This is a genomic window from Halorubrum sp. CSM-61 (genome assembly GCF_003781945.1).
GTDB lineage: Archaea > Halobacteriota > Halobacteria > Halobacteriales > Haloferacaceae > Halorubrum.
The window spans coordinates 385,752-410,024 of the sequence record NZ_RJJW01000003.1; the positions used below are offsets into that span (position 1 = coordinate 385,752).

A 24,273-nucleotide genomic window follows, 5' to 3' on the forward strand; every position below is an offset into this window, starting at 1 on the left:
GTTCCCGATTCGGTCGCTTTCGGACCGACACGAGGGCGGTACGGGGGCGAGACGGGCGTGGTGCGAGCACGGTACGAGCGCGGTCGGGACGGGGAAAAGGAAAACGGCGAGCGCGACCGGGGCGACGAGCCGCCCTCAGTCCTCGGTCTCGTAGTGCTCGCCCGCGGCCTCGGGGAGCCGGGTGCGACCGACCAGCGCGAGGACGACGATCACGACGACGTACGGGATCGTCTGGACCAGCGTGTCGGGGACCGCGTAGCCGAGCTGCTGGAGGCGGATCTGGACCGCGTCGAGCCCGGCGAACAGCACGCCCGCCCCGAGCGTCCCGACCGGGTTGTAGTTGCCGAACAGGTACGCCACGATGGCGATGAACCCCTTCCCCTGCACCATCGTCTCGCCGGAGCCGACGAACTGGCCGATCGAGAGCGCGAGCGCGGAGCCGCCGACGCCGGAGAGCACGCCGGACAGCAGCACGCCGGCGTGACGCACCTTCGAGACGGAGACGCCCACCGTGTCGAGCGCCTTCGGGTTCTCGCCGGCCGCCCGCAGGTGCTTGCCGAACGCGGTGCGGTTCAGCGCCCACCACGACGCGAACGTCGCGACCACGACCATCACCGCGGAGTACCGCCAGCTCACGCGCGCGCCGAGGTTCGGCGTGTTGACGCCGCCGAAGAACACCGTCGACATGAACGGCGCGAGCCCTAACGCGATGAGCCAGACCGCGAGCCCGGCGATGATCTGGTCGGCCTTGAACTCGATGCAGACGACCCCGAACACGCCGGCGAGCGCCGTCGACGCGGCGACCCCTGCGAGGAAGCCGACCCAGATGGCTGGGATTCCGAGCACCGCGTTGCCGATCCCGACGACCGAGGCGACGTAGACGGAGGCGAACGCCGAGATGATCAGCAGTCCCTCCAGTCCGATGTTGATGACGCCGGACTTCTCCGCGAAGATGCCGCCGAGCCCGGCGAGCACGATCGGGGCCGCGAGCCGCGACGTCGAGGCCGCGGTGCTCGACGAGAAGACGATCCCCGAGAGGTCGCCCGCGACGGAGTCGGGGAACAGCGCGCCGAACACCAGCAACGCGCCGAGCACCCCGACGGTGCCGACGATCAGCGACCGTACGTAGTCGGACTCGATCAGGTCGTCGAGAATCGGGATCGTGACGTCCGCGAGCGGATTACGCATCGGCCTCACCCCCGCCGACGGCGGCCGAATCGTCGCCCGTCTCCTCCGCGGTCGACGCCGACCCGCCGGGCCCGCCCGGACCCGAGGAGCCCATCCCCATGAACCGGCCGGCCATCCGGAAGAACTCCGGCATGGCCACGAACAGGATGATGAGTCCGCGGAGGACGCCGACGAGCTGTGTCGGCACGTCGGTCCGGAAGCCGATCTCCAGGGCGCCGCCCTTCAGGATGCCGAAGAGGAACGCCGCCGGCAACACGCCCAGCGGGTTGTTCCCGGCGAGGATGGAGACGGTGATCCCGTCGAAGCCGAGCGCGGGGACCGACGCCATCCACCGCCCCTCGGACATCAGCACCCATACCGAACCGCCGACGCCGCCGACCGCGCCAGAGAGCGTCATCGCCCGCACGGTCGTGGCCTTGGCGTTCACGCCGCCGTACTTGGCGGCGGCCGCTTGCACCCCGCTCGTGCGCAGGTCGTAGCCGAACGAGGTGTGCTCGACGAGGTAGTAGAGCCCGCCGATGAAGCCGAGTCCGACGAGCAGCGCAAGCAGCGCGAAGTCGCTGGACTCCGGGAAGAACCACGGGAGGTACTGAGCGTGCTCGGGGACGTACCGGGTCGCGACGACCGACGAGCCCTCGGCGCGGAACACCTCCAACACGAGGACGTACGCGATGTTCGCGGCGATGAAGTTGAGCATGATCGTCGTGATCACCTCGTTGGCGTCGGCGTACGCCTTCAGCGCGCCGGGGATCGCGCCCCAGAACCCGCCGCCGACCGCGCCGGCGAGGGTGCCGACGACGATCAGGACCACGCCCGCGGCGGGTCCCTCCGGGAGGAACGGCGCCGCGGCGAGCACGGTCAGCGCGGTCGCCAGCGCGCCGACGACGAGCTGGCCCTGCGTCCCGATGTTGAACAGCCCGGCGCGGAACGCGACCGCGACCGAGAGCCCGGTGAAGATCAGCAGCGTCGTCTCCGAGAGCGTCAGCCCGAACGAGAGGTTGAACGGGGTCCAGTTGGGATCGAACAGTCCCGGCTCGCCCACCGCGAACGGGTAGCCCAACGCGCCGTTGAACAGGACGACGTACACTTCGACCGGGTCGTAACAGAATCCGAGCCCCGTGAGCGGCATCGTCCACGCCGCGGTACTACACTGCGCGATCCGGCCGGAGATGAGGACGATGACGAACCCGACGACGATCGAGAGCAGGATCGCGGCGACGCTTATCAGGAGGCGCTCGGCGACCGATCGGTCGACGAACGGCGCGACGACTCGGCGGGCGATCGAGGGGACCCGGTCGGGGTCGCTCCCGCCGTCAGCCCCGGCGTCGGAGCGGCTCACGCGTCCACCTCCTCACCGCCGGCGTCGTCATCTGTCTCGGCGTCACCGGCGGGATCTGTCGCGGCGTCGTGGACCGCGGCCCCCTCGACGGAGTCGTCGTCGAGCGTCTCGCCGGCCATCAGCAGGCCGATCTCCTCTTCGGTCACCGTGGCGGGGTCGACGACCCCGGTGAACTCCCCTTCGTGGATCACGGCGAGCCGGTCGGAGAGCCCCTGTACCTCGTCCAGCTTCGAGGAGACCAAGAGCACCGCCTTCCCCTCGGCGCGCAGTTCGAGCAGGCGGTCGTGGAGGAACTCCGTGGAGCCGATGTCGACCCCCCGCGTCGGGTGCATCGCCACGACCAGGTCCGGGTCGCGCTCGAACTCCCGGCCCACGATGAACTTCTGCTGGTTGCCGCCGGAGAGCGACTCCGCCTCGGCGTCGGCGTTCGGCGGGCGCACGTCGTACTGCTCGATCACGGACTCCGCGTGCTCCCGCGAGGCCCGCCAGTCGAGCCGGCCGCCCGACGCGAACGGCGGGTCGTGTTGGCTCCCGAGGATGCCGTTCTCGGTCAGGTCGTACGACATCACCAGCCCGCGCTCCTGTCGGTCCTCGGGGATGAAGGCCATCCCGCGGTCGATGTGCTCGCGGCGGCTCGCGCCGGCCATCGGCTCGCCGAGGTAGGTTACCGACCCGTCGGTCGCCTCGCGCATCCCGGTGATCGCCTCGACGAGCTGCGACTGCCCGTTGCCGTCGACGCCCGCGATTCCGAACACCTCGCCCGCGCGGACCTCGAAGGAGACCCCCGACACCGCCTCGACGCCGCGGTCGTCCTCGGCGCGGACGTCCGTCACTTCCAGCACTCGGTCGCCCGGCTCCTGCGGCGTCGTCGCCGGGTCCATCAGCACCTCGCGGCCGACCATCATCTCCGCGAGCTCCTCGCGGGTCACCCCGTCGGTCGCGACCGTGCCGACGTTGACGCCGTCGCGGAGGACCGTGATCTCGTCGGCGGCCGACAGCGCCTCCCCGAGCTTGTGCGAGATGAAGATGATCGTCTTCCCCTGGTCGGTGAGCTCCTCGAAGACGTCGTACAGGTCCTCGACCTCCTGTGGCGTCAGCACCGCGGTCGGCTCGTCGAGGATGAGCACGTCGGCGCCGCGGTACAGCGCCTTCAGGATCTCGACGCGCTGTTGGACGCCCACCGAGACGTCCTCGATCCGGGCGTCGGGGTCCACGTCGAAGCCGTAGCGCTCGCTCAGGTCGACGACCGCCTCGCGAGCGGCGTCCTCGTCGACGCGGAGCCCGCCCCACGTCTTCGGCTCGTTGCCCAAGACGACGTTCTCCCACACCGTCATCGGGTCGACGAGCATGAAGTGCTGGTGGATCATGCCGACGCCCGCGTCGATCGCGTCGCGCGGCGAGTCGAACGACTGCGGCTCGCCGTCGAGGAAGACGGTCCCCTCGGTCGGCTCGTAGAGGCCGTACAACACGTTCATCAGCGTGGTCTTGCCGGCCCCGTTCTCGCCAAGGAGGGCGTGGACGCTCCCCCGCTCCACCGCGAGATCCACGTCGTCGTTCGCGACGACCCCGGGGAATCGCTTCGTGATGCCGTCCATGTGGACCGCCGGGTTCATTCACCCGTAACTCCGCGTCGGAGCCTAAAAGAGCGCGGATTCCCGACTGACGGGGGCGGAACTGTCGTTCGATCGATCGGATCGGTGGAAAAGTCGCGGTCTGCCTTCAGTCGCTCGCCGCGATCAGTTGCTCGTGGTCTCCGGCACTTCGATGTTCCCCTCGATGATCTCGTCGCGCGCGTCCGAGACCGCGGTCACGACCTCGTCGGGCACCTCGTCGCCGATCTCTTGGCCGTAGACGCACTCGACCCCGTTCGACTCCAGCCCGAGCGCGACCGTCGAGCCGCCCTGGTGGTCGTCGTCGATGACGTTCGAGATCGACTCGTACACCGCGGTGTCGACGCGTTTCACCATCGACGCCAGGATCACGTCCGCGAACGAGTCCTCGGTGATCGACTGGTCCTGGTCGACGCCGAACGCGAACCGGCCCTCCTCCTGTGCGGCCTGGAAGACGCCGACGCCCGTCGCGCCCGCGGCGTGGTAGACGATGTCGGCACCGCTCTGGTACATCGACAGCGCCTGCTCCTGTCCGCCCGAAGGGTCGGCGTAGCTGCCCACGTAGCTCGTGGTGACGTCGACGTCGTCGGACGCGTAGTCGACGCCGGCCTCGAAGCCGGCCTGGAACCGGCGGATGACCGGGCTGTCGACGCCGCCGATGAACCCGACGTTCGTCGAGTCGGGGGCGGTCGAGCCCGCGCCCGCGGAGAAGTCGGTCTCGGTGAGGTTCCCGGCGAGCACGCCCATCAGGAACGAGCCCTCGTGCTCGCGGAACAGGTAGCTCGCGACGTTCGACTCCTCGACCACGGTGTCGACGACCATGAAGTCCTGATCGGGGAACTGCGGCGCGGTCTCGGTGAGCGCGTCGCCCTGGTTGAACCCGATACAGGAGACCAGGTCGTAGTCGGGATCCGTCGAGCTCGCGTAGCGCTGCTGGTACTGTCCGAACTCGCCGGTGCCGTCCGGCTCCGACTCGTCGTACGCGATGCCGAACTCCTCCTCGGCGTCGAGGATGCCCTGCTTGGCCGCGTCGTTGAACGAGTTGTCGCCGAGCCCGCCGTCGGAGTAAACGATGCCGACCGTCGCGGGGACGTCGTCGCCGTCGGACCCGTCAGAGTCGTCGCCGTCGGACCCGTCAGAGCCGTCGTCGCCGTCCATTCCGTCGGATCCGTCGGAGTCGTTGCCGTCGGACCCGTCCGATCCGTCGCCGCTCGGGCCGCCGCTACAGCCGGCGAGGCCCACGAGGCCCGCCGCGCTCGCCGCCTTGAGGAACCGCCGCCGATCGAAGTCGGATGCCATGTCACCTACAACGGGGCGGGTACGCGGCATAAATTCGTCGCTCTCTCCGTCTCGGTGTTGCACGTTCGCGAGATACCGCGGAAATATCGTCACCTATCCGCCGCGATCGACCCGAATCGTACACATGTTCGTGGTGTATCAGGAACGATCAATCGGATTCGATGGCACACCGTTCTCGTCACCCGCGGGGCAAGCGGCTACTCGCCGCCGGCGACCGCGACCACCGCGCCCTCGACGACCGCCTCGACATCCGCGATCAGCTCGTCGACCGCGTCGCTCTCGGCGTACACCCGCACGTACGGCTCCGTGCCGGAGGGACGCACGAGGGTCCACGACGCGTCCGGGAACTCCAGCCGAACGCCGTGGTCGGTGTCGACGGCCGCGTCCGGGAAGGCGTCGGGCAGGGTCGTCTCCAGCCGCTCCATCACGCCGGTCTTGGCCTCGTCCGGGCAGTCGACGCTGACCTTGCGGTACGGGCGCTCCGCGATCGGCGCGCGGAGCGCGTCGAGCCCCGACTCGGCGACGAGCCGGGCGATCACGGCCGCCGAGGCGACCCCGTCGATCCACTCGCCGAAGCCGACGTGAATGTGCTTCCACGGCTCCGCGGCGAAGACGACGCTGGTGTCGGAGGCGGCCCCGCCGTCGCCGTCCGCCGCCTCCGCGCGCACCGCCGCGATCCCCTCGTGGAGCGCGCCGAGCCGAACGCGCTCGACCCGGCCGCCGGCCTCGCGGACGCGCTCGTCGATCCGGCCCGAGGCGTTCGGCGTCGTCACGACCACCGGGTCGGCGGCGTCGCTCTCGCGGGTGTACCGCTCCGCGAGCAGCGCGAGGACGGTGTCCTCGTGGACCACCTCGCCGTCGGCGTCGACGATCACGATCCGGTCCGAGTCGCCGTCGTGACCGATCCCGAAGGCGAACCCCTCGGTCCCGTCCGCTCCCGCGTCGCCGGCGCTCTCGGCGCCCTCATCGTCTCCGCCGTCCGCGCCCGGGCGACCCGGGCGTTCGACGCCCTCGTTGGCGTCGGCGACGAACGCCCGGAGGTCCCGCAGGGTCTCGGGGGTCGGCTTGCTCCCGCGGCCGGGGAAGTGGCCGTCGACGTTCCCGTTGAGCGTGACGACCTCCGCGCCGAGCTCCCGGAGGACGACCGGCGTCGCGGGCGCGGACATCCCGTTCCCGCAGTCGACGGCGACCCGGAGGCCGTCGAGGTCGCCCCCGAACCGCTCCGCGTACGCGCGGACCGCGTCGAGGTAGCCGCCGAGGGTGTCGACGCGTTCCGCCTCGGTCCACTCGTCCCACGTCGCCGGCGGCTCCTCGCCCGCGACGCGCTCCTCGACGGCGCGCTCCGCCTCCCGGTCGAACTCGCTGCCGTCCCGGAACAGCTTGATCCCGTTGTCAGCCGGCGGGTTGTGCGAGGCCGTGAGCATCACGCCGTACCGCCCCTGCGAGGCGTGCGCGAGCGCCGGGGTGGGGAGCCGCCCGGCGCGCAGGACGCGGACGCCGCCGGACGCGAGCCCCGACTCCGTCGCGGCCGCGATCGCCGGGCCCGTCACGCGACCGTCGCGGGCGAGCACGACTTCGGCGACTCCGTCCTCCGATCCGGCCTCCCGTACCTCCGCCGCGACCGCGCGGCCGACGGCCAGCGCGAGCTCCGGCGTCACGCGGGTCTCGGCGCTGCCGCGGATCCCCGCGGTTCCGAACAAGTCCATACCTCCGGTGTCGCCCGCGTTCCGTTAGAAGTCGTCGGTTGCGGGTCACGGGCGCCGGCGACTCTCGAACCGCCCCCGCGACGCTTAACAGTCCGGCGGACGCACCCACCACCCGATGACCGACCGAACGCGAGCACACGTGTACGTCTCGGGACGCGTGCAGGGAGTTTACTACCGCGCGACGACCCGCGATACGGCCCGGGAAACGGGCGTCGACGGCTGGGTGCGTAACCTCGACGACGGGCGCGTCGAAGCGGTCTTCGAGGGGCCGGAGGCGGCCGTCGAGGAGATGGTCAAGTGGTGCGAGACGGGGAGCGAGGCGGCCGACGTCGACGACGTCAACGCGACCTACGAAGAGCCGGAGGGGCTCGACGGGTTCGAAGTCAGGTGGTAAAACGGGGAGGTCAGTCGTCGTCCGCGACCGCCGCGACGTCTCCCGGCGGGTCCCGCACGCCGAGCTCCTCTAACGCGCGCAACACCACGATCGCCTCGACCACGTCGCGCTCCTCGGTGTAGGGGTCGTCGACGGCGTCGAGGGTCGCTTCGGCCTCCGACTCGAGTCGCGCCTCCAGTTCCGTCTGATCGGTCTCGCCTTTCACCGCCGACAGCAGCGCCTCGTGGTCCTCGCGGAGGTCGAGCGAGACGTGCGCCGCGTTGCACCGCGAGAGCGGGTGGGTGTCCATCTCGATCGCCAGATCGCTCACGAGGTCCCAGTCGTCGGCACAGAAGCGGAGCGTGACGGTGCCGACCACGTCCCGCCACGAGATCGGATCGCCGTTTTTCATCAGCCCGATCGCTCGCGGCGGCACGGCTATCCGGGTGTGGGTGTCGTCGCGCCCGCACAGGCAACAGGGGGTGTTCTTCAGGCCGGCGTACACGCCGGTCCGTAGGGGTCGGAAGGTGGTGTGCGTTTCGGCGGTGAGAGGCTCACAGGCGAAATCGTCAGTGGCGTCACAGTATATAAACAGGCACGAACGGGGGCGTCGGTTGCTTATAAATCATCGAGGCGGTGGCGCGTGCCTGCGAGCGGCCGCCGAAGGCGGTCGCGAGTCAGCACGCGCGAGGGACGCCGCGAGCGCCCGTAGGGCGTGAGCGGCGAGGTTGGGGAGGAGTGAGGTGCGGTGCTGTGCGGGGTGGGACTCAAAGGGGCAGTCGCCGGCGGCTTTGCCGCCGGCTGCCAGAGGCGCGAAGCGCCTCGCGGCCGGGGCTTTGAAGGTGTACGTCCCGACGACAACCGTTTATAAACGATCGACGGTCTCACCAACGATTTCCTACCCGCTGCACTCGGCGAGCCACTCGTGGGCCCAGTCGTCGATCTCCTCGAAGACGGGCGCCAGCGACTCCCCCTTCGGCGTGAGGCTGTAGTAGGTCGCCACGGGCGAGTCCTCCTCCAGCCGGCGGTCGACGAACCCGGTCTCCTGCAGGTCGTCGAGCACGCGCGAGAGCGTCCGGGCGTTCGCGTCGGTCTCGCGTTTCAGCTCGTTGAACCGGGACTCGCCGTTCAACAGCTCGTGGAGGACGACGAGCCGCCAGCGCGAGCCGATCTGTTCGAGCGAGTCGACGACCGGACACGGCGTGTCCGGTGCCGAAGACGCGTCCGAGGCGGTAGACGCGTCCGCGTCGGGCTCTGCGTCGGTCGTTTCCGCCGGGTCGGAGCCGGCGAGTTCCTGCGATGACATCGGGGTTACCTACTGACGCTATTGTCCGGGAAGCGATAAATAGGTTACGTCCGTATACGTAGTTACACGATGTTAGCTGAATTCACGACGCTACCGCTACAGTTCGACACTCCCCTCGCGGGCGAGACATTCCTGCTCGGCCGGATCCTGTTCGGCGCCACGCTCGCGTTCATGGGGCTGAACCACTTCATGGACGTCGACACCATGGCCGGCTACGCCGAGTTCAAGGGCCTCCCGGCGCCGCGCTTCTCGGTGATCGCCTCCGGGCTCGTCTTAGTCCTCGGCGGGCTCGGCGTCGCGGCCGGCGCGTTCCCCGTGCTCGCAGCCGGCGCGCTCGCCGCCTTTCTGCTCGTCTCCGCCGTGACGATGCACGACTTCTGGTCGATCGACGACCCCGAGGAGAAGCAGAGCGAGATGACGAGCTTCCTCAAGAACGTCTACGGCGCCGGCGCCGCGCTCGCGCTGTTGGCGGTCGGCGGCACCGCGTGGCCGTACGCGGTGGGCCTCGGTCTGTTCTGAGCCGACGAGCCTGACGAACGCCGACTCGCCCCTCGACCACCCTCACCACTAACTTTCCTCCCGATAACCGATCACACAGCCATGACCGACGCCCCACCCACCACCGGACTGCACCACGTGACGAACATCTGTACCGACATGGACGAGACCGTCGCGTTCTACGAGGACGCGCTCGGATGGCACACCGTCAAGCGGACGCAGAACTACGACGATCCGGGGACGCCTCACTACTACTTCTCGTCGACGCCGAAAGGCGAGCCGGGGACCAACGTCACCTACTTCGAGTACCCGGGCTCGCAGGGGGCGCCCGGGCCCGGCGCGAGCCACCACTTCGCGTTCGGCGTCGAAGACGAGGAGACGCTCCGCGAGTGGCAGGCGCACCTCCGCGAGCAGGGAGTCCGCGTCTCCGAGGTGAAAGATCGCACCTACTTCAAGAGCATCTACTTCAGCGACCCCGACGGGCTCGTCTTCGAGCTGGCGACCGAGGGGCCGGGATTCACCCGCGACGAGGAGGAGCCCGGCAGCGAGGAGATCGACCCGTTCGCGGAGGGCTACGAGAGCTAAGCGGCGCCGCAGTGCGAACCGGCGACCTCAGTCGTCGTCGACGGCGTCGACGTCGATCGCGCGGTCGGCCGATTCCTCGCCCGACCGCTCCTCGATCAGCGCCGCGAACCGGTCCAGCGCGCGCCGGCAGACGGGGACGTACCACGCCGCGATCAGCGGCACCTCGACGACGACGCGGCTGCGGTCCGGCTCGCCGACGTACCGGTCGACGCGGTGGCCGGTCGCGGGGATCCCGGAGACGCGCCAGTCCCAGCGGCGGTCGTTGCACGCGGTCACGCGGAAGGGGAGCCACGCGCCGGCGACGCGAACTCGCCCCGCCGTCCCGCGAGTCACGTACCGGTCGTCGCTCTCGACGGCGTCGATCGCCGGCCCCCAGTCGGGCCAGCGCCGGGTGTCGCGGAGGACCTCCGCGGCGACCGCCGGCGCGACCGCGACGTCGCGGCCCACGGCGAGCGTCGTCCCCTCGCGGACGACCGTCGCCGACCCGCCGGCGCACACCCCCCGATCGAAACGCACGTCCGATTCGTCGCCGGTATGAGACCGAGAATTCACGATCCGTTCAACGATATCGTCGTAGTTAAACCGACACATATTAATTCCTTAAATGGTATCAGGTCTCATTATCTCTTTCCACGAAGGGTTAATACGCGGATCCTCGCTAGCCTGCGTCAAGATGGCAGACGACCGCGACACCATGAAAGACGTCTCGCACACGGCACCGAACGACACGTCGGCGAAAGCCGTCTGGGAACGAGGACGAGGTCCCGTCGAGGAAGAGGAGGAGTAGCGCGTCCCCGCGATTTCTGACTCTTGGGGTTCGTGACTCGCACCGCTTCGGGCATCGACCGCACGAGCGGAGCGCGTCCGCTTCGATCGCCGGCGTCCGGCCGGCACCCTCTTTGACGTCGGTTTTATATACGTCGTATGGTCGGAGTCACACTCGGGTTGGCCGGGATCGCGACGGTAACGGTGCTACTGGCGCTCAGCGCGTTCTTCTCGAGTTCGGAGACCGCGATCTTCTCGCTGCCGGCGGAGTGGTTCGAACGGCAGGCCGCCACGGACGATCCCCGAGCGCACGTCCTGAGAGAGCTCTACGACGATCCACACCGGCTGCTGGTGACGCTTCTCGTCGGGAACAACGTCGTCAACATCGCGATCTCGAGTATCGTGACCGTTCTGGTCGCGAGCTATCTCCCCTCCGGCGCCGCGGTCGTGGTGACGACGCTGTGTACGAGCTTTCTCGTCCTCGTGTTCGGCGAGATCGTCCCCAAGGCGTTCGGCCTCGGAAACGCCGAGCGGTGGTCCCTGCGGATCGCGTCCCCGATCCGACTTGTCGAGCGCATCCTCTCCCCGCTCATCACGTTGTTCGACGGGATCACTCGTCGGATGAACGCGTACATCAGCGCCGACGCGAACATCGAGAAGCCGTACACGGACTGAGTCGTCTGTCGTCGGGCGTCCGCCTCGTTATCTCGGATTTGGTCCCTCGGCGTCCCCGTTCTCCCCCGCCTCGATCTCCGTCTCGACCGTCGCGATACCAAGCTCTTCGTCCTCCGTGGGCGCCCGCCCGAGCATGGCCCGCAGCGACGACCACGCCTGCCGCCGATCCCCGCCCTTCGAGAGCGGGATCCCCGCGAACGCCGCCGCCGGGTGCGTGGTCTCGGGCCCGAGGTGGTCCATGTGCGTGGAGACCCATGTAAATGCGGTCGCGAAGGCCGTGAGAACGGCGAAGGAGACCAACGATTCGGTGGTCGTGAGACCCGCCGCCCCCACGACGACGCCGGCGATCACGTAGACGAAGGCGACGAAGATCAACAGGACCGTCACCGTCGCCAGCAGGTCGTTGACGGCGGTGACGCGGGCGTTGTAGTCGATCCATTCGGCGTAGCTCCGGAGGAGTCGCTCGTCGAACTCGGGCTCGCCGTCGCCAGCGCCCCACGGTCCCTCTCCCTGCCCGCGTTCGGCGGCGATCACGGCGTCGACGGCCTTGATATCCAGCCCGCCGCGGAGGTCCGATGCGGTGTACGTGACCGCGGCCAGCCCGGTCGACGCGAGCAGGAGGAGCCCGCCGACCACGGTGAAGGGGTTCAAGAAGACGGCCAGGTCCACCGTGGTCTGAACGACGATCGAACCGCCGGTGACGACGATCCCGATGAGAAGCAGGTTCGCCTTCAGGATCTCGATCGCCTTGTTGTCGATCTCGCGGAGCCGCTCGACCTGGTAGTCGAACGTGGCGCGCAGCTCCTCGCGGGTCGCCGCCGCGACCGCGGGATCGATCGCGGGGTCGCCGCTTTCCCCGGCGTCTCCGCCCTTCCCGAGGGCTCCGCCCGTATTTCCGGACGCGGCGTCCTCGGCCCGCTCGCCCGGGTGATCGGACGCGGCGTCCTCGGCCCGCTCGCCCGGGTGATCGGACGCGGCGGCGCCGCCGGCCTCGTCCGGGGCGTCGTCGCGACCCCCCGTGACCCCCCGTCGATCGCTCATACGGGAGACGTTCTCGAACCGACGCCGTAAGGGTACCGGCGAGGGGACGGGGGCGCCGGTCGGCCACGGCGTCCGCGTTCTCGCGGGTGATAGCCGCGGGCGTGGCTTTAACCCGCCCGACGGCGGACCCGAGCGCATGATCGAAGTGGAGGGGCTGCGGAAGACGTACGGTGACTTCGCCGCCGTCGTCGACAGCACCTTCTCCGTCGCGGAGGGCGAGGTGTTCGGGGTCGTCGGCCCGAACGGCGCCGGGAAGACGACGACGCTGAAGGTGCTCGCCGGGCTCGTCGATCCCACCGACGGCGAGGTCGAGGTCGCCGGGTTCGCCTCCGACGACCCGGAGATGCGCCGGCAGTTGGGCTTCCTCCCCGAGGAGTCGCCCTTATACGAGGAGATGACGCCGCTGTCGTACCTGCGCTTCTTCGCCGACCTGTACGACGTGCCGCGGGAGACCGCGAACGAACGGATCGAGGCCGCGCTCGACCGGCTCGAACTGGACCACCGCGAGCGCCGGCTCGGCGACATGTCGAAGGGGATGAAACGCAAGGTCGCCATCGCCCGGTCGCTCGTCAACGATCCCGACGTGCTCGTGTACGACGAGCCGGCCTCGGGGCTCGACCCGGTGACGACGAACTCCGTGCTGGAGTTCACCCGCGAGCTGCGCGAGACGGGCAAAACGGTCGTCTTCTCCGCGCACAACCTGTATCACGTCGAGTCGGTCTGCGACCGCGTCGCGGTGATGAACGAGGGCCGGATCGTCGCCCGCGGGAGCGTCGACGGGATCCGCGAGCGACACGGCGAGACGACGTACCGCGTCTTCACCGACGTGGCACCCGCGCGGACCGACGCGCTGGTCGAAATGTTCGGTGATTCCGGCGATCACGCCGCCCTCGACGCTGCGACCGAGGAGGTCGGCGACCGGTTCCGCACCACCGTCCCGACGATGGACGCGGTCGAGGCGGTCCGCGAGGCCGCCGCCGCGGCGGGCGGCGAGGTCGTCGACATCCGCACCCGAGAGCCGAGCTTGGAGGACGTGTTCCTCGACATCGTCGGACGGCCCATGCCGGGGCGGTACACCGGAGGCGGAGCCGCCGGCGAGGGCTCCGACGACGAGGACGCTGAGCAGGCGGGAGACGCAGAGCCGTCAAACGACGAGTCGCGAGCAGCGGAGCCGCCGGAGGGGACCGAGTGATCGACCGACTCCGACGGATCCTCCGGGTCGCCCGCTGGGAGACGGTCCGCGCGGGCGGCGGCGTCGACCGCCGAACTCTGCTCGCGGCGCTCGCGCTCCTGCTCGTCGCCGGGGGCGTCCTCGGCGGCGGACTCGCGGCCGGCGTCGTCGGGCTCGACGTCGACCGCGACGTGTACCGCGTGGCCGTGAACGACGACTCCCCGTACGCGGACGCGGTCGAGGAGGCGCCGGCGCTGACGCGCGCCCCCGTCGACGGCGCGGTCCTCGGCGACACGGCCGACCTCGTCGTGGTCGACGGCAGCCGGAGCGGGACGGTCGAGACCGTCGCCGTCCGCGCCAGCGACACGCGGAAGGGCGAGGCCGCGGCCGCCGAGTTCCGGGAGGCGGTCGAGGCGCACAACGAGCGGCTGATGGCGGCCGAGGAGAACCGGACCGCCGCGTTCCCGGTCACCGTCGCACTCCAGTACGTCGGTCGGACGAGCGGACTCGACGAGGGTTCGACGCTCGGCGGAGACGACGACGGAGACGGGGGCGGCGAAAGCGGTGACGGCTCCGGAGACGGCGGCGACGGGTCCGACGGCGGCGGTGGCGGCTCCGGCGGGAGCGGCGGAACCGGCGGCGACACCGCGAGCGACGACGGAGCGAACGAGGACGGCGGACTCGCGGTCCCCTCGGTCGATGGCGCGGCGTTCGGCGCCGACACGGTCGGGTCACCGGGGTCGATCTCGCCGCCCTTCCCGTTCGTCTCGCTGCTCTTGGCCTTCGTCTTCCTCGTCCCGATGAACTTCCTCATCCAGGCGTACGGCTCCTCGGTGCTCGACGAGCGGACGAACCGGCGCGGCGAGCCCCTGCTCGTGACGCCGCTGTCACCGGTCGACATCGTCGCGGGGAAGACGCTCCCGTACGTCGCGGTCGCGGCGCTCGTCACGACGTGCATCGCCCTCGGTGTCGGCGGCGGGGCGCTCTCGGTGATCGCCGTGCTCCCGGTGGCGCTGGCGTTCCTGGGGGCCACCTTCGTCGGCGCGATGTTCGCGCGGTCGTTCAAGGAGCTCACCTTCGTCACGGTGGGGGTGAGCGTCCTCCTCACGACGTACGCGTTCGTGCCGGCGATCTTCACGAACGTGACGCCCGTGGCGCTCGTGTCGCCGCTCACGCTGGTCGTCTTCGACCTGCAGGGCGAGGCGGTCGGACTCGGCGAGGCCCTCTTCTCGACCGTCCCGATGGCGACGGGGGCGGCGCTCCTGTTCGGGCTCGGGCTCGGCGTCTACCGCGAGGAGGACATGTTCACGCAGAAACCGGTGGGGCGGAAGTTCCTCGACGCGCTGGCGGTGCGGCTCCGGTCGGTCGGGAAGGCGGGTGCCGGGACGCTCCGCTCCCGCTCCGGCCTCCGCGCGCTCGTCCCGATCGCCGTCCTCACGGCCTGCACGATCCCCTTCGTGTTCGTCGCGGAGCTTTTGGCCGTCGCGCTGCTCTTCGCGCTGCCGGTAACGGTGTCGATCCCCGTGCTCTTAGTCACGATCGCGTTCATCGAGGAGGTCGCGAAGAGCGTCCACCTCTACGCCGGCTTCGAGCGCGGCGCCTTCGCCCGGACCGACCGGGTCGCCGTCGCGGTCGGGTGCGCCTCGGCGGTCGGCTTCTTCCTCGCGGAGAAAGTCACGGCCGTCGTGCAGGCGGTCGGGCTCACGGAGCTGTTCGTCGGCCGCGCCGCGTTCGGGAGCGTGGCGGGGATGGAGGGGCTCCCGCCGATCGCGGTGGCGGGGCTGTTCTTCGCGCCCCTCCTGCTTCACGGGTTCTCGACGACGGTCGCCGCGGTGGGGGCGAGCCGGGGGCGGACGTACTACGTCCTGACGCTGGCGCTGGCGACGCTGATCCACGCCGCGTACAACTTCGGGGTGGTGCGCGTCTATGCGTAGTCGGGGCGGCCGGCCGACGGACAGCCGCCTGACGATCGCCGGGCGGGAGCTGTCGGGCCTGCGCACGGAGAAGACGATCCTGCTCGCGATCGGGATCCAGCTGTTCATCGCCGCGTTCTCGTCGTTCCTCGTCGTCGGGCTCGTCTCGATGTACGACCCGGGATCGCTCGGCGGCGCGGAGGTCGAGGTGGCCGGTGCGGGCGACGCCGTGAGCGACCTCGAACGCGCCGCGAGCGAGGTCGACGGGGCCTCGGTCACGCGCTACGAAGACGCGGGGGCGGCGCGGCTCGCCTTCGACCGCAACGCCGCCGACGCGGTGGTGGTCGCGAACCGGAACGACGACGGCGGGGTCTCGGCCGTGGTCACCGCCCCGGACGCCACGGTGGAGACCACCGTGATCGTCGTCCAGCTCCGCGACCTGCTCCGGACCTACGAGCGTCAGGAGCGCGCGGACCGGGCCGCGTTCCTGAGCGAGTCGCCGCTTCCCCTCCCCGAACGTACCGGCACGAGCCCGTACTTCACGTTCACGTACACCGTGTTGATCCCCGTCTTAGTGTTCCTCCCCGTCTTCATCTCGGGGTCGCTCGTGGTCGACTCGATCAGCGAGGAGATCGACGAGGGGACCTTCGAGCTGCTCCGGGTCGCGCCCGTCACGCTCGGCGAGATAGTCGACGGGAAGGCGCTGGCGGCGGTCGCGATCGCCCCCGGACAGGCGCTCCTCTGGCTCCTCCTGCTCCGCGCGAACGGGACGCCCGTGGCCAACGTCCCGTCGATCCTCGTGCTGATGACCGCGCTCACCGCCCTCGTGGTCGCGCTCGCGCTCGCCATCTCCGCGCTCGCGCCCGACCGGCGCGCGGCGCAGTTCCTCTACTCGATCGGCGTGCTGGTCCTCTTCGGCGGCGCCACGGCGATGGCCGGCGGTCCCGCGAACGCGGTCGCGCGGCTCGCGATCGACAGCGCCGACGCGACGACGACCGCCCTCGTGGTCGCCTACGTCGGGCTCGCCGCGGTCGCGTACGTCGGCGTCCGCACTATCGTCGCGGAGAACGGGTTCGAGACGTGAGCGGCGATCGCTTATAAACGAACGAGGCGGTCGGCGCGTGCCGGCGAGCGCCCGAAGGGCGTGAGCCGCACGCGCGAGGGAGTCGGTCACTCGGAGCGAAGCGGAGAGTGACCGACGAGGCTGGGGAGGCGTGAGGCGCTGTGCGGTTGCGGTCGGGTGGGACTCAAAGGGGCAGTCGCGAGGCCGTCACAGGCGACGCAAGCACTGCAGGGAGCGAGCGCCGCGAGCGACCGAAGCGCGCAGCGAGCGTGCGACGGCCTCGCGGCTGGGGCTTTGGTGGCGTTCAGCGTGGAGGGATCGACCGCGTATTGCCGAGCGGCTGGGGCTTGGGTGGCGTTCACCCGCGATCCGCGGTCAGGCACTTATAAACGATCGACCAATCCGCGACGAACCACGGCTCGCTTACAAAGAACGAGTCGCTCTCCGACTGCGTATCAGTCGTCGGCCGCGACCCCGTCCGAATCCGTGTCACCCGCGTCCGTCGCCGCGTCGTCCTCGATGCTCGGCGGGTACTTGCCGCGGTCGAGCTTCAGGTCGGACTGCGGCCGCGCCATGCAGGTGAGCGCGTACTCGTCGGCCTCCTCGTCGGTGAGCCCGCGGGCCGCCGGCTGGGTCACCTCGCCCTCCACGATCTCCGCGGAGCAGGCGAGGCACATCCCGACGCGACAGGAGTACTCCTGTGCGATCCCCTCCTCGATGCAGGGCTGGAGGATCGTCTCCGTGTCGGCCACCTCGATCGTCTCGCCGGTGCCGACGAACTCGACGGTGTACTCGGTCATAGCGCGGTGTACCCGCCGACCCGTCAAAAAGGGTTCCCCTCGACCGCGTTGCCGTCGCGGGGACGGAAGGAGACGTGAGCGGTGGCGTTCCGTCCAGTTCGCGTCGATCTGTCGGTGGCGTTATGAGGGAGGTGAACACCGCCAAAGCCCCAGTCGCTCGGCAATAAGTGGCTGACGACGGACCGGCGGTGAACACCGCCAAAGCCCCAGTCGCTCGGCAATAAGTGGCTGACGACGGACCGGCGGTGAACACCGCCAAAGCCCCAGTCGCGAGGACTCGGTGCGGTCGCTGCGGTCCTCAGTCGCTCGCGTCGCTCGCTCCTTGCGGTCCTTGCGTCCCGCGCCTTCGCCCTCGCGACTGCCCCTTTGAGTCCCGCCCCACCAGCACCGCGCAGCCTCACGCCTCCCCAGCCTCGTCGGTCGCCCGTCGCTTCGCTCCGGGCGACCGACTCCCTCGCGCGGCGCTCCTCACGGCCGCTTAAAAGCGGCCGCTCGGAGGCGCGCGCCACCGCATCTGTCTCGATCGACTCATCGTGTCTCAAGCCACACCTGCTACACTCACCCTCCCGCCCATCGCAACGACTAATCCCCCGCCGGACGCTTCCCGAGGTATGACCGAGAAGGCCACCGCGCGAGCCCACCCGATCCAGGGGCTCGTCAAGTACCACGGGATGCGCGACGAGCAGCTCCGACTGCCGTACCACGACAGCATCAGCCTCTGTACCGCCCCGACCGCGACGACGACCACCGTCGAGTGGCAGCCCGACGCGAGCGAGGACACCTACGTCATCGGCGGCGACGAGGTCGACGGGCGCGCCGCCGAGCGCATCGACATGGTCGTCGAGCACGTCCGCGAGCTGGCCGGCGTCGACGCCGCGGTCCGGCTGGAGAGCGAGAACTCCTTCCCGTCGAACATCGGCTTCGGCTCCTCGTCGTCCGGGTTCGCGGCCGCCGCGCTCGCCCTGACCGAGGCCGCCGGCCTCGATCTGACCCTCCCCGAGGTCTCCACCGTCGCCCGCCGCGGCTCCTCCTCCGCGGCCCGCGCGGTCACCGGCGCGTACTCGCGGCTCGACGCCGGGCTCAACGACGAGGACTGCCGCTCGTACCGGCTCGACGCGGGCGTGAGCGACGACGGGTTCGACCCCGAGGAGGATCTCCGGATCGTCGCCGCGCACGTCCCCGCGTACAAGGAGACCGAGGAGGCCCACCGCGAGGCCGCCGCGAGCCACATGATGCAGGCCCGGACCGCCCACGTGCAGGACCAGCTCGTCGAGATGACCGACGCGCTTCGCGAGGGCGACTTCGACCGGATCTTCGAGACCGCCGAGCACGACTCGCTGTCGCTGACGGCGACGACGATGACCGGCCCCTCGGGGTGGGTGTACTGGCAGCCCGAGACGATCGCCGTGTTCAACGCGGTCCGCGAACTCCGCGAGGAGGGCGTCCCGGTCTACTTCTCGACGGACACCGGCGCCTCCGTGTACGTGAACACGCTCGCCGACCACGTCGACGAGGTCGAGAACCGAATCAGCGATATCGGCGTCGACACCGACGTCTGGGAGGTCGGCGGCCCGGCGCGCGTCCTCGACGAGAGCGAGGCGCTGTTCTAGATCGGATCGGCGGTTCGTCACCGGCTTCCGCCTACCCGTCCGGATCCTCTCCGCGCGCCCGCTTGTACATCGCTAACGCCTCCTCGCGCCGCTCCGAGTGATCGACGATCGGCGCGGGGTAGTCGGGCGCCGCGTTCGCGCGCTGGGTGGGTGACAGATCGTGCCACTCGTGGATGAGGTCGGCGTCGAGGTCCCGCAGTTCGGGGACGTACGTCTTGATGTACTCCGCGTCGGGGTCGTAGCGCTCCCCCTGCGTCATCGGGTTGAAGATCCGGAAGTAGGGCTGGGCGTCGGTTCCGGTGGAGGCCGCCCACTGCCACCCGCCGTTGTCGTTGGCGGTGTCGTGGTCGGTCAAGTGCTCGCGAAAGTGGTCGTAGCCGTGGCGCCAGTCGGCGAGCAGGTCCTTCGTGAGGAACGAGGCGACGATCATCCGCACGCGGTTGTGCATGAACCCCTCCTCGCGGAGCTGGCGCATCCCGGCGTCGACGATGGGGTACCCCGTCTCCCCGCGCTTCCACGCCGCGATCTCTTCGGGGTCGTCGCGCCACGCGATCCCCTCCTCGTACTGCTCGTAGTTCTCTGTCACCACCTCGGGGTTGTGATACAGCACCTGCGTGTAGAACTCCCGCCACGCGAGCTGCTGCTGGTACTCCTCGACCGCGGTAACGGGGCCACCGTTGTCGCCGCCCTCGCCTTCCCCGCCGGCCTCCTCCGCTGCCGCGTCCATCGCGTCTTTCGTCGCCTCGTACGCCTCTCTGATCCCGATCTCACCGTACTTCAGGAACGCGGACATGCGCGAGGTTCCCTCCTGTGCGGGGTAGTCGCGTTCCGCATCGTAGGAGAACACCGCCTCGGAGAGGAAGTCGTCGAGCCGGTCGCGGGCCGCCGCGGTGCCCGCGGGACCGATCGCCGCCTCCGGCTCCGCGAACCCCAGATCGGTGGGCGCGGGGAGGTCGCCGACGGCGACGCGGGCGGTTTCGACGCCCCCGTCTGCGATGGCGTCGTCGCCGTCCACCGCCGCAGTCAGCACGTCGACATCGACGAGATCGCTCGCCTCCGGCGTCGGCGTCGGGTCGTCGGTCTGACGGTCGGTCCACTTCTTCCAGTAGTAGGAGTACACCGAGTAGGGGTCGCCGGCGTTGGTCCGGATCGAGTCGGGCTCGTGCAGGACCGCGTCGTGGTGCGCCTCGCGCTCGATATCGGCGTCGTTGAGGGCCCTGCGGACGCCCGCGTCCCGCTCGCGTGCGAGCCCCGAGTAGTCGCGGTTCCAGACGACGCGGTCGGCGTCGAGTGCGTCGGCCAGCTCCGGGAGAACGACCTCCGGATCGCCGCGGGCGACGAGGAGGTCGCTGCCGCGCTCGCGGTACTCGTCCCGGAGCGCCGCGAGCCCGTCGAGGAGGCGACGGACCCGCACGTCGCTCGCGTGGTCGAGCACGTCCGGGTCGAAGACGAACACGGGTGCGGTCGGTCCCCGGTCGTCGTCACGCGTCCCGGTCGCGGCCGCGAGCCCGACGTTGTCGGCGACTCTGAGGTCCCGCCGGTGCCAGAACAGCTCCATGGGATCGGCAGGGGTGCGAGGACCGTGAAACCACCGGGTCGCGAACCGCCGGATCCGTCACTCGCCCGGCGTCAGCGCCTCCAGCAGCCGCACCGCGGGCGCCTTCGCCAGCGGCTCGTTCGCGTTTCCGCAGTGGGGCGACTGGACGCACGCGGGACAGCCGCCCTCGCAGTCGCAGGTTTCGATCAGGCGGGCCGTGCGAGCCATCAGCTCCTCGATCCGCTCGTGACCGCGCCGCGTGAGCCCGACGCCGCCGGGGTGGCCGTCGTAGACGAACACCGCCGGAGCGTCGGTGTGGGGGTGGTACGGCGTCGAGATGCCGCCAACGTCGGCGCGGTCACAGAGCAGGTGGAAGGGGAAAAGCGAGATGAGCCCGTGCTCGGCCGCGTGGATCCCGCCGTTGAAAGCGTGTTCGCCGCCCGGGAGGCCCTCGCCGCCGTCGGTCGTCGCTTCCCCGTCGCCACCGTCAGTCGCCGTCTCCCCGTCGGCGACCGCCTCGCTCGCGCCGCCGTCGTTCCCGCCGGGCCCCTCGAGCGCGCGCATCTCCGACTCGATATCCGCCGGCACCGGGAAGTACAGCGCCTTCGTCCGCAACGTCGTCTCCGGGAGGTCCAGCGTCGACTCCCCGAGCGACTCGCCCGTCTTGGCGTCCTTCCGGACGAACCCCGTAATCCGCTCCGTCACGGTCACGTCCGCGAACCGGACCGGAACGTCCGGGCGGGCCGACAGCTCGCGCTCGCCGAGGTCCGCGTTCACGACGATGTCCTTCTCGGTGAGCGGCCGAGTGTAGTAGTCGGCCCACGAGGACTGCAACTCGGCGACGTCGCGGTCGAGGTCGAGCTCCGTCACCTCGTAGGTCCGGCCCTGCTGGTGGTAGATCGCGCCGGGATGCGCGTCGCGTAAGGCGTCGCCGAACCCGAGCGAGGCGACCGTCTCGTTGCGCGACGAGTCGATCAGATCCACCTCGCGGTCGCCGGCGGTCCGCAGGCTCACCGACTGCTGCGGGCTCGACGAGCCGGCGTACGTCCATCGGATCCCGTCGGCGACCTCCCGCCTCTCCAGAGTTCCCTCGTCGGTCAGGTCCGCGACGACGTTCGGGAACGACTCGCCGAAAAAGCGCTCGTCGGCGGGCGAGAGCCAGCTCTCGTCGGCGGCGCAGGCGACGTGCCCCGGGAGCAGTTGGTCGTTCTCGGGGTCGCAGATCGCGTCCTCCGGCGGCGCCTCGAAGAAGTCGCTCGGGTTGCGCATGAGGTACTGGTCGAGCTGGTCCTCGCCGCCGACCATCACCACGAGCGCCGGGTCGTCGCCGCGGCCCGCCCGCCCCGCGCGCTGGTGCGCCGACATCCGCGTCCCGGGGTAGCCGTCCAGGATGACGGCGTCGAGCCCGCCCACGTCGACGCCGAGCTCGAGGGCGCTCGTCGACCAGACGCCCCGGAGTTCCCCGGAGTGGAGGTCCGCCTCGATCTCGCGGCGCCGGTCGTCGGTTAAGGCCGCCTGATACGCGCCGACCGCCCCGGCGAGGTCGCGCTCGCCGCGCTCTCGGAGGTCGCTCGCGCTGTCGGTCGCGTACTGCTCCGCGGTCTGTCTGGCCCGCGTGAACGCCAGAGTCTGTGCGCCCGCGGTCACGAGATCGCAGAAGAGCCGCTTGCTCTCGGCGTGGCTCGACTTCCGCCGGCCGCTCCCGCGCTCCTGCCAGTCGTCGTCGTACTCCGGCGGGTTCCACAGCACCCAGTCGCGCGGGCCGCGGCCGGAGGTGTCCTCGTCGATCAGAGTTATCCCCTCCGGGTCGCGTCCGGTCACGGTCGCGACGTGCTCGACCGGGTTGTTGATCGTCGCCGAACAGCAGACGAACTGCGGGCTCGACTCGAACCGCTCGCAGGTCCGCGCGAGTCGTCGGAGGGTCAGCGCGACCTGCGAGCCGAACACCCCGCGGTAGCTGTGGACCTCGTCGATCACGACGTACTCCAGCGACGAGAAGAACCAGTCCCACAGGCGCCCCGCGTACGGGAGCAGGGCGTAGTGGAGCATGTCCGGGTTCGAGAGGAGGACGGTCGGCTCGCGGTCGCGCACCTCCCGCTTCTCCGACCGCGAGAGCCGCCCCGTGTAGGACTCGACGGAGACGCCGCTGCCGAACCCGAGCCCGTGGGCGAGGTCGCTCAGGCTCTCCTCTTGGTCCGCGATCAGCGCGTTCTGGGGGCCGACGTAGAGGGTTCGACCCCCGTGGTCCATCGCCGCCTCGAAGGCCGGCACGGTGTACGCGAGCGACTTCCCGCTCGCGGTCTCGGTGGCGAGCACGGCGTCGTCGCCGTCGCGGACCGCCTCGATCGCCTCGGCCTGGTGGCGGTAGAGCCGGTCGATCCCGTCTTTCGCGAGCGCGTCGGCCATCCGGGGCGCGAGATCGACGTCGCGAAATTCGGGCTCGCGGGCGGGCAGGCGGCGGTGCTCCGCGATCTGTCCCTCGTAGAACGGTCGGTTCCGCAGCCACTCGATGGCGTCCTCCACGGCTACGGTATCGTGGGGTCGGTCGGCCCTAATCGTTGCGGTCGGTACGGAGTCCGTTCGGAACGAAAACGCTGAGCGTCGAAGGTGGTCTCGGTCGATTACGGGAGTAGGTATTGCAGATCGGTGGTGGCGAATCAGTATTTAAAGGATCCGTGAGCGGCGGCGACGATCGCTTATAAAGAACAACGCGGTGGCGCGCCCCAGTGAGCGGCCGCCATCGGCGGCCGCGAACCGACGGTGCGAGGGAGTCGCTGGCGGCGACAGCCGCCAGCGACGAGGCTGGGGAGGCGGGAGGCTGTGCGGTCGGGTGGGACTCAAAGGGGCAGCCGCTGTGGGCGGCGCAGGCGACGTAAGCACCGCAACGAGGGAGCGAAGCGACTGAGTGAGGAGCGCAACGAGCGTGCGCCGCCCACAGCGGCTGGGGCTTTGGAGGTCGTCACCGCAGTGTCGCCGATCGCTTAAAAACAGCCGCCAGCAACACCGCTCGATCACGTATAAACAACCACTCTACAAGCGTGCTATACCCACTCCCGCAATTGCTCGCTCTTGTCTGCCTCGACCGCTCTCTAGTCGTCGGCGCCGGCGACCCGCCTCCCACCGACCTCCATCGGGATCGGCTCCCGCGGGAGCGGGTCGTCCGGTCCATCGCGGGCGAGCGGCGGCCAGCGCACCTCGGTCGCGACCGGGTCGTCGAGGTCGAGCGTCATCCGGATGTCCCCTCTCCGGTCGGCGAGTTCGAAGCCGACCGTCCGGTAGACGCTCCGCGCGACCCGGTTCCCGCTCTCGACGTGGAGTTCGAGCCCCTCGCGCCCCCCGGCGGCGGCGTCGGCGATGACGTGGCGGCAGAGCTCCGTCCCCACGCCGCGCCCCTGCGTCTCGGGGTGGACGAAGACGGCGAGTTCGGGGCGGGGCGCGTCGCTCGGCGTGTACACCGCGTGGCCGAAGACTTCGCCGTCGCGCTCGGCGACGACGTTGCTCCCCTCGTCGAGCATCGTCTCGATCCAGTCGGCCCGGCGACTCCGGGTCACCGGCGGGAGCCCCTGCGCGCGGTCCGGCGTCTCGAACCCCTCGTACATCTCCGCGAGGGCCGCGGCGTCCGCCCCGACCGCGGGGCGAATCGTCCACCGGGCACCCCGCTTGTCGACGAAGCGCGGACAGCGCGGCGGACAGTGGACCGTCCCCTCGCACTCGCTGCCGTCCCAGCCGTCGCAGGCGACGGTGGCGTCGTGGCTCATACCTGACGGTCGGTCCCCCGCGGAGTTATATCGTGA

General features: G+C 70.2%; 21 protein-coding genes. 8 read left to right on the plus strand and 13 right to left on the minus strand.

Going from position 1 to position 24,273, the window contains the following annotated elements; genetic code table 11:
• Positions 1-135: 135 nt before the first annotated feature.
• From EDM04_RS07590 to EDM04_RS07610, 5 genes are all read right to left on the minus strand, one after another.
• Positions 136-1,188, minus strand: a complete 1,053-nt coding sequence (locus EDM04_RS07590; RefSeq protein WP_123620720.1) for an ABC transporter permease — start codon at positions 1,186-1,188, stop codon at positions 136-138.
• Complete coding sequence (locus EDM04_RS07595) at positions 1,181-2,527, minus strand: ABC transporter permease (protein WP_123620722.1); 1,347 nt, start codon at positions 2,525-2,527, stop codon at positions 1,181-1,183. The genes EDM04_RS07590 and EDM04_RS07595 overlap by 8 nt, the downstream gene beginning before the upstream one ends.
• Positions 2,524-4,140, minus strand: a complete 1,617-nt coding sequence (locus EDM04_RS07600) for an ABC transporter ATP-binding protein (RefSeq protein WP_123620724.1) — start codon at positions 4,138-4,140, stop codon at positions 2,524-2,526. The genes EDM04_RS07595 and EDM04_RS07600 overlap by 4 nt, the downstream gene beginning before the upstream one ends.
• 123 nt (positions 4,141-4,263) lie before the next feature.
• Positions 4,264-5,436: a BMP family protein gene (locus tag EDM04_RS07605; protein ID WP_123620726.1), complete on the minus strand. Its 1,173-nt coding sequence runs from the start codon at positions 5,434-5,436 to the stop codon at positions 4,264-4,266.
• A 197-nt stretch (positions 5,437-5,633) separates the two neighbouring features.
• On the minus strand, positions 5,634-7,142 hold the full coding sequence (locus EDM04_RS07610) for a phosphomannomutase (protein WP_123620728.1): 1,509 nt from the start codon (positions 7,140-7,142) through the stop codon (positions 5,634-5,636).
• 115 nt (positions 7,143-7,257) lie between these two features.
• Here EDM04_RS07610 and EDM04_RS07615 point away from each other — a divergent pair, with 115 nt between their 5' ends.
• On the plus strand, positions 7,258-7,536 hold the full coding sequence (locus EDM04_RS07615; protein WP_123620730.1) for an acylphosphatase: 279 nt from the start codon (positions 7,258-7,260) through the stop codon (positions 7,534-7,536).
• A 10-nt stretch (positions 7,537-7,546) separates the two neighbouring features.
• Here EDM04_RS07615 and EDM04_RS07620 read toward each other — a convergent pair whose 3' ends face one another.
• Both EDM04_RS07620 and EDM04_RS07625 read right to left on the minus strand, forming a co-directional pair.
• The gene (locus tag EDM04_RS07620; RefSeq protein WP_123620732.1) at positions 7,547-8,020 is read right to left on the minus strand and encodes a hypothetical protein; all 474 of its coding nucleotides are present in this window, start codon (positions 8,018-8,020) and stop codon (positions 7,547-7,549) included.
• A 393-nt stretch (positions 8,021-8,413) separates the two neighbouring features.
• The gene (locus EDM04_RS07625; protein ID WP_123620734.1) at positions 8,414-8,821 is read right to left on the minus strand and encodes a helix-turn-helix domain-containing protein; all 408 of its coding nucleotides are present in this window, start codon (positions 8,819-8,821) and stop codon (positions 8,414-8,416) included.
• Between the two features lie 69 nt (positions 8,822-8,890).
• Between EDM04_RS07625 and EDM04_RS07630 the strand changes: the two genes are divergently transcribed.
• Both EDM04_RS07630 and EDM04_RS07635 read left to right on the plus strand, forming a co-directional pair.
• Positions 8,891-9,340, plus strand: a complete 450-nt coding sequence (locus EDM04_RS07630) for a DoxX family membrane protein (RefSeq protein WP_123620736.1) — start codon at positions 8,891-8,893, stop codon at positions 9,338-9,340.
• 81 nt (positions 9,341-9,421) lie between these two features.
• Complete coding sequence (locus EDM04_RS07635) at positions 9,422-9,904, plus strand: VOC family protein (protein ID WP_123620738.1); 483 nt, start codon at positions 9,422-9,424, stop codon at positions 9,902-9,904.
• A gap of 27 nt (positions 9,905-9,931) precedes the next feature.
• On the opposite strand, the gene EDM04_RS07640 is transcribed toward EDM04_RS07635, so the two are convergent.
• Positions 9,932-10,495 (minus strand): SRPBCC family protein, encoded by a 564-nt coding sequence (locus EDM04_RS07640; RefSeq protein ID WP_123620740.1) that lies wholly within the window; start codon positions 10,493-10,495, stop codon positions 9,932-9,934.
• 333 nt (positions 10,496-10,828) lie between these two features.
• Between EDM04_RS07640 and EDM04_RS07645 the strand changes: the two genes are divergently transcribed.
• Positions 10,829-11,344, plus strand: a complete 516-nt coding sequence (locus EDM04_RS07645) for a CNNM domain-containing protein (RefSeq protein ID WP_123620742.1) — start codon at positions 10,829-10,831, stop codon at positions 11,342-11,344.
• A gap of 27 nt (positions 11,345-11,371) precedes the next feature.
• Here the strand turns inward: EDM04_RS07645 and EDM04_RS07650 are convergent, their stop codons facing one another.
• Positions 11,372-12,385: a hypothetical protein gene (locus EDM04_RS07650; protein WP_123620744.1), complete on the minus strand. Its 1,014-nt coding sequence runs from the start codon at positions 12,383-12,385 to the stop codon at positions 11,372-11,374.
• A 136-nt stretch (positions 12,386-12,521) separates the two neighbouring features.
• Between EDM04_RS07650 and EDM04_RS07655 the strand changes: the two genes are divergently transcribed.
• Genes EDM04_RS07655 through EDM04_RS07665 form a run of 3 tightly spaced genes read left to right on the plus strand, consistent with a single transcriptional unit; the run spans position 12,522 to position 16,553 of the window.
• Entirely contained in the window at positions 12,522-13,577 is a 1,056-nt protein-coding gene (locus EDM04_RS07655) for an ABC transporter ATP-binding protein (protein WP_123620746.1), read from the plus strand.
• Positions 13,574-15,490 (plus strand): ABC transporter permease, encoded by a 1,917-nt coding sequence (locus tag EDM04_RS07660; protein WP_123620748.1) that lies wholly within the window; start codon positions 13,574-13,576, stop codon positions 15,488-15,490. Before EDM04_RS07655 ends, EDM04_RS07660 begins: the two co-directional genes overlap by 4 nt.
• Entirely contained in the window at positions 15,483-16,553 is a 1,071-nt protein-coding gene (locus EDM04_RS07665; protein ID WP_123620750.1) for an ABC transporter permease, read from the plus strand. The genes EDM04_RS07660 and EDM04_RS07665 overlap by 8 nt, the downstream gene beginning before the upstream one ends.
• A 434-nt stretch (positions 16,554-16,987) precedes the next feature.
• Here EDM04_RS07665 and EDM04_RS07670 read toward each other — a convergent pair whose 3' ends face one another.
• Positions 16,988-17,332, minus strand: coding sequence for a 2Fe-2S iron-sulfur cluster-binding protein (locus EDM04_RS07670; protein ID WP_123620752.1), 345 nt, complete (start codon positions 17,330-17,332; stop codon positions 16,988-16,990).
• Between the two features lie 611 nt (positions 17,333-17,943).
• Between EDM04_RS07670 and mvaD the strand changes: the two genes are divergently transcribed.
• Positions 17,944-18,942, plus strand: coding sequence for a phosphomevalonate decarboxylase MvaD (mvaD, locus tag EDM04_RS07675; protein ID WP_123620754.1), 999 nt, complete (start codon positions 17,944-17,946; stop codon positions 18,940-18,942).
• Between the two features lie 31 nt (positions 18,943-18,973).
• On the opposite strand, the gene EDM04_RS07680 is transcribed toward mvaD, so the two are convergent.
• From EDM04_RS07680 to EDM04_RS07690, 3 genes are all read right to left on the minus strand, one after another.
• Complete coding sequence (locus tag EDM04_RS07680) at positions 18,974-20,500, minus strand: deoxyribodipyrimidine photo-lyase (protein ID WP_123620756.1); 1,527 nt, start codon at positions 20,498-20,500, stop codon at positions 18,974-18,976.
• Positions 20,501-20,557: 57 nt separating this feature from the next.
• Positions 20,558-23,002, minus strand: a complete 2,445-nt coding sequence (locus tag EDM04_RS07685) for a DEAD/DEAH box helicase (protein WP_123620758.1) — start codon at positions 23,000-23,002, stop codon at positions 20,558-20,560.
• A gap of 566 nt (positions 23,003-23,568) precedes the next feature.
• Entirely contained in the window at positions 23,569-24,237 is a 669-nt protein-coding gene (locus EDM04_RS07690) for a GNAT family N-acetyltransferase (protein ID WP_123620760.1), read from the minus strand.
• Positions 24,238-24,273 lie beyond the last annotated feature (36 nt).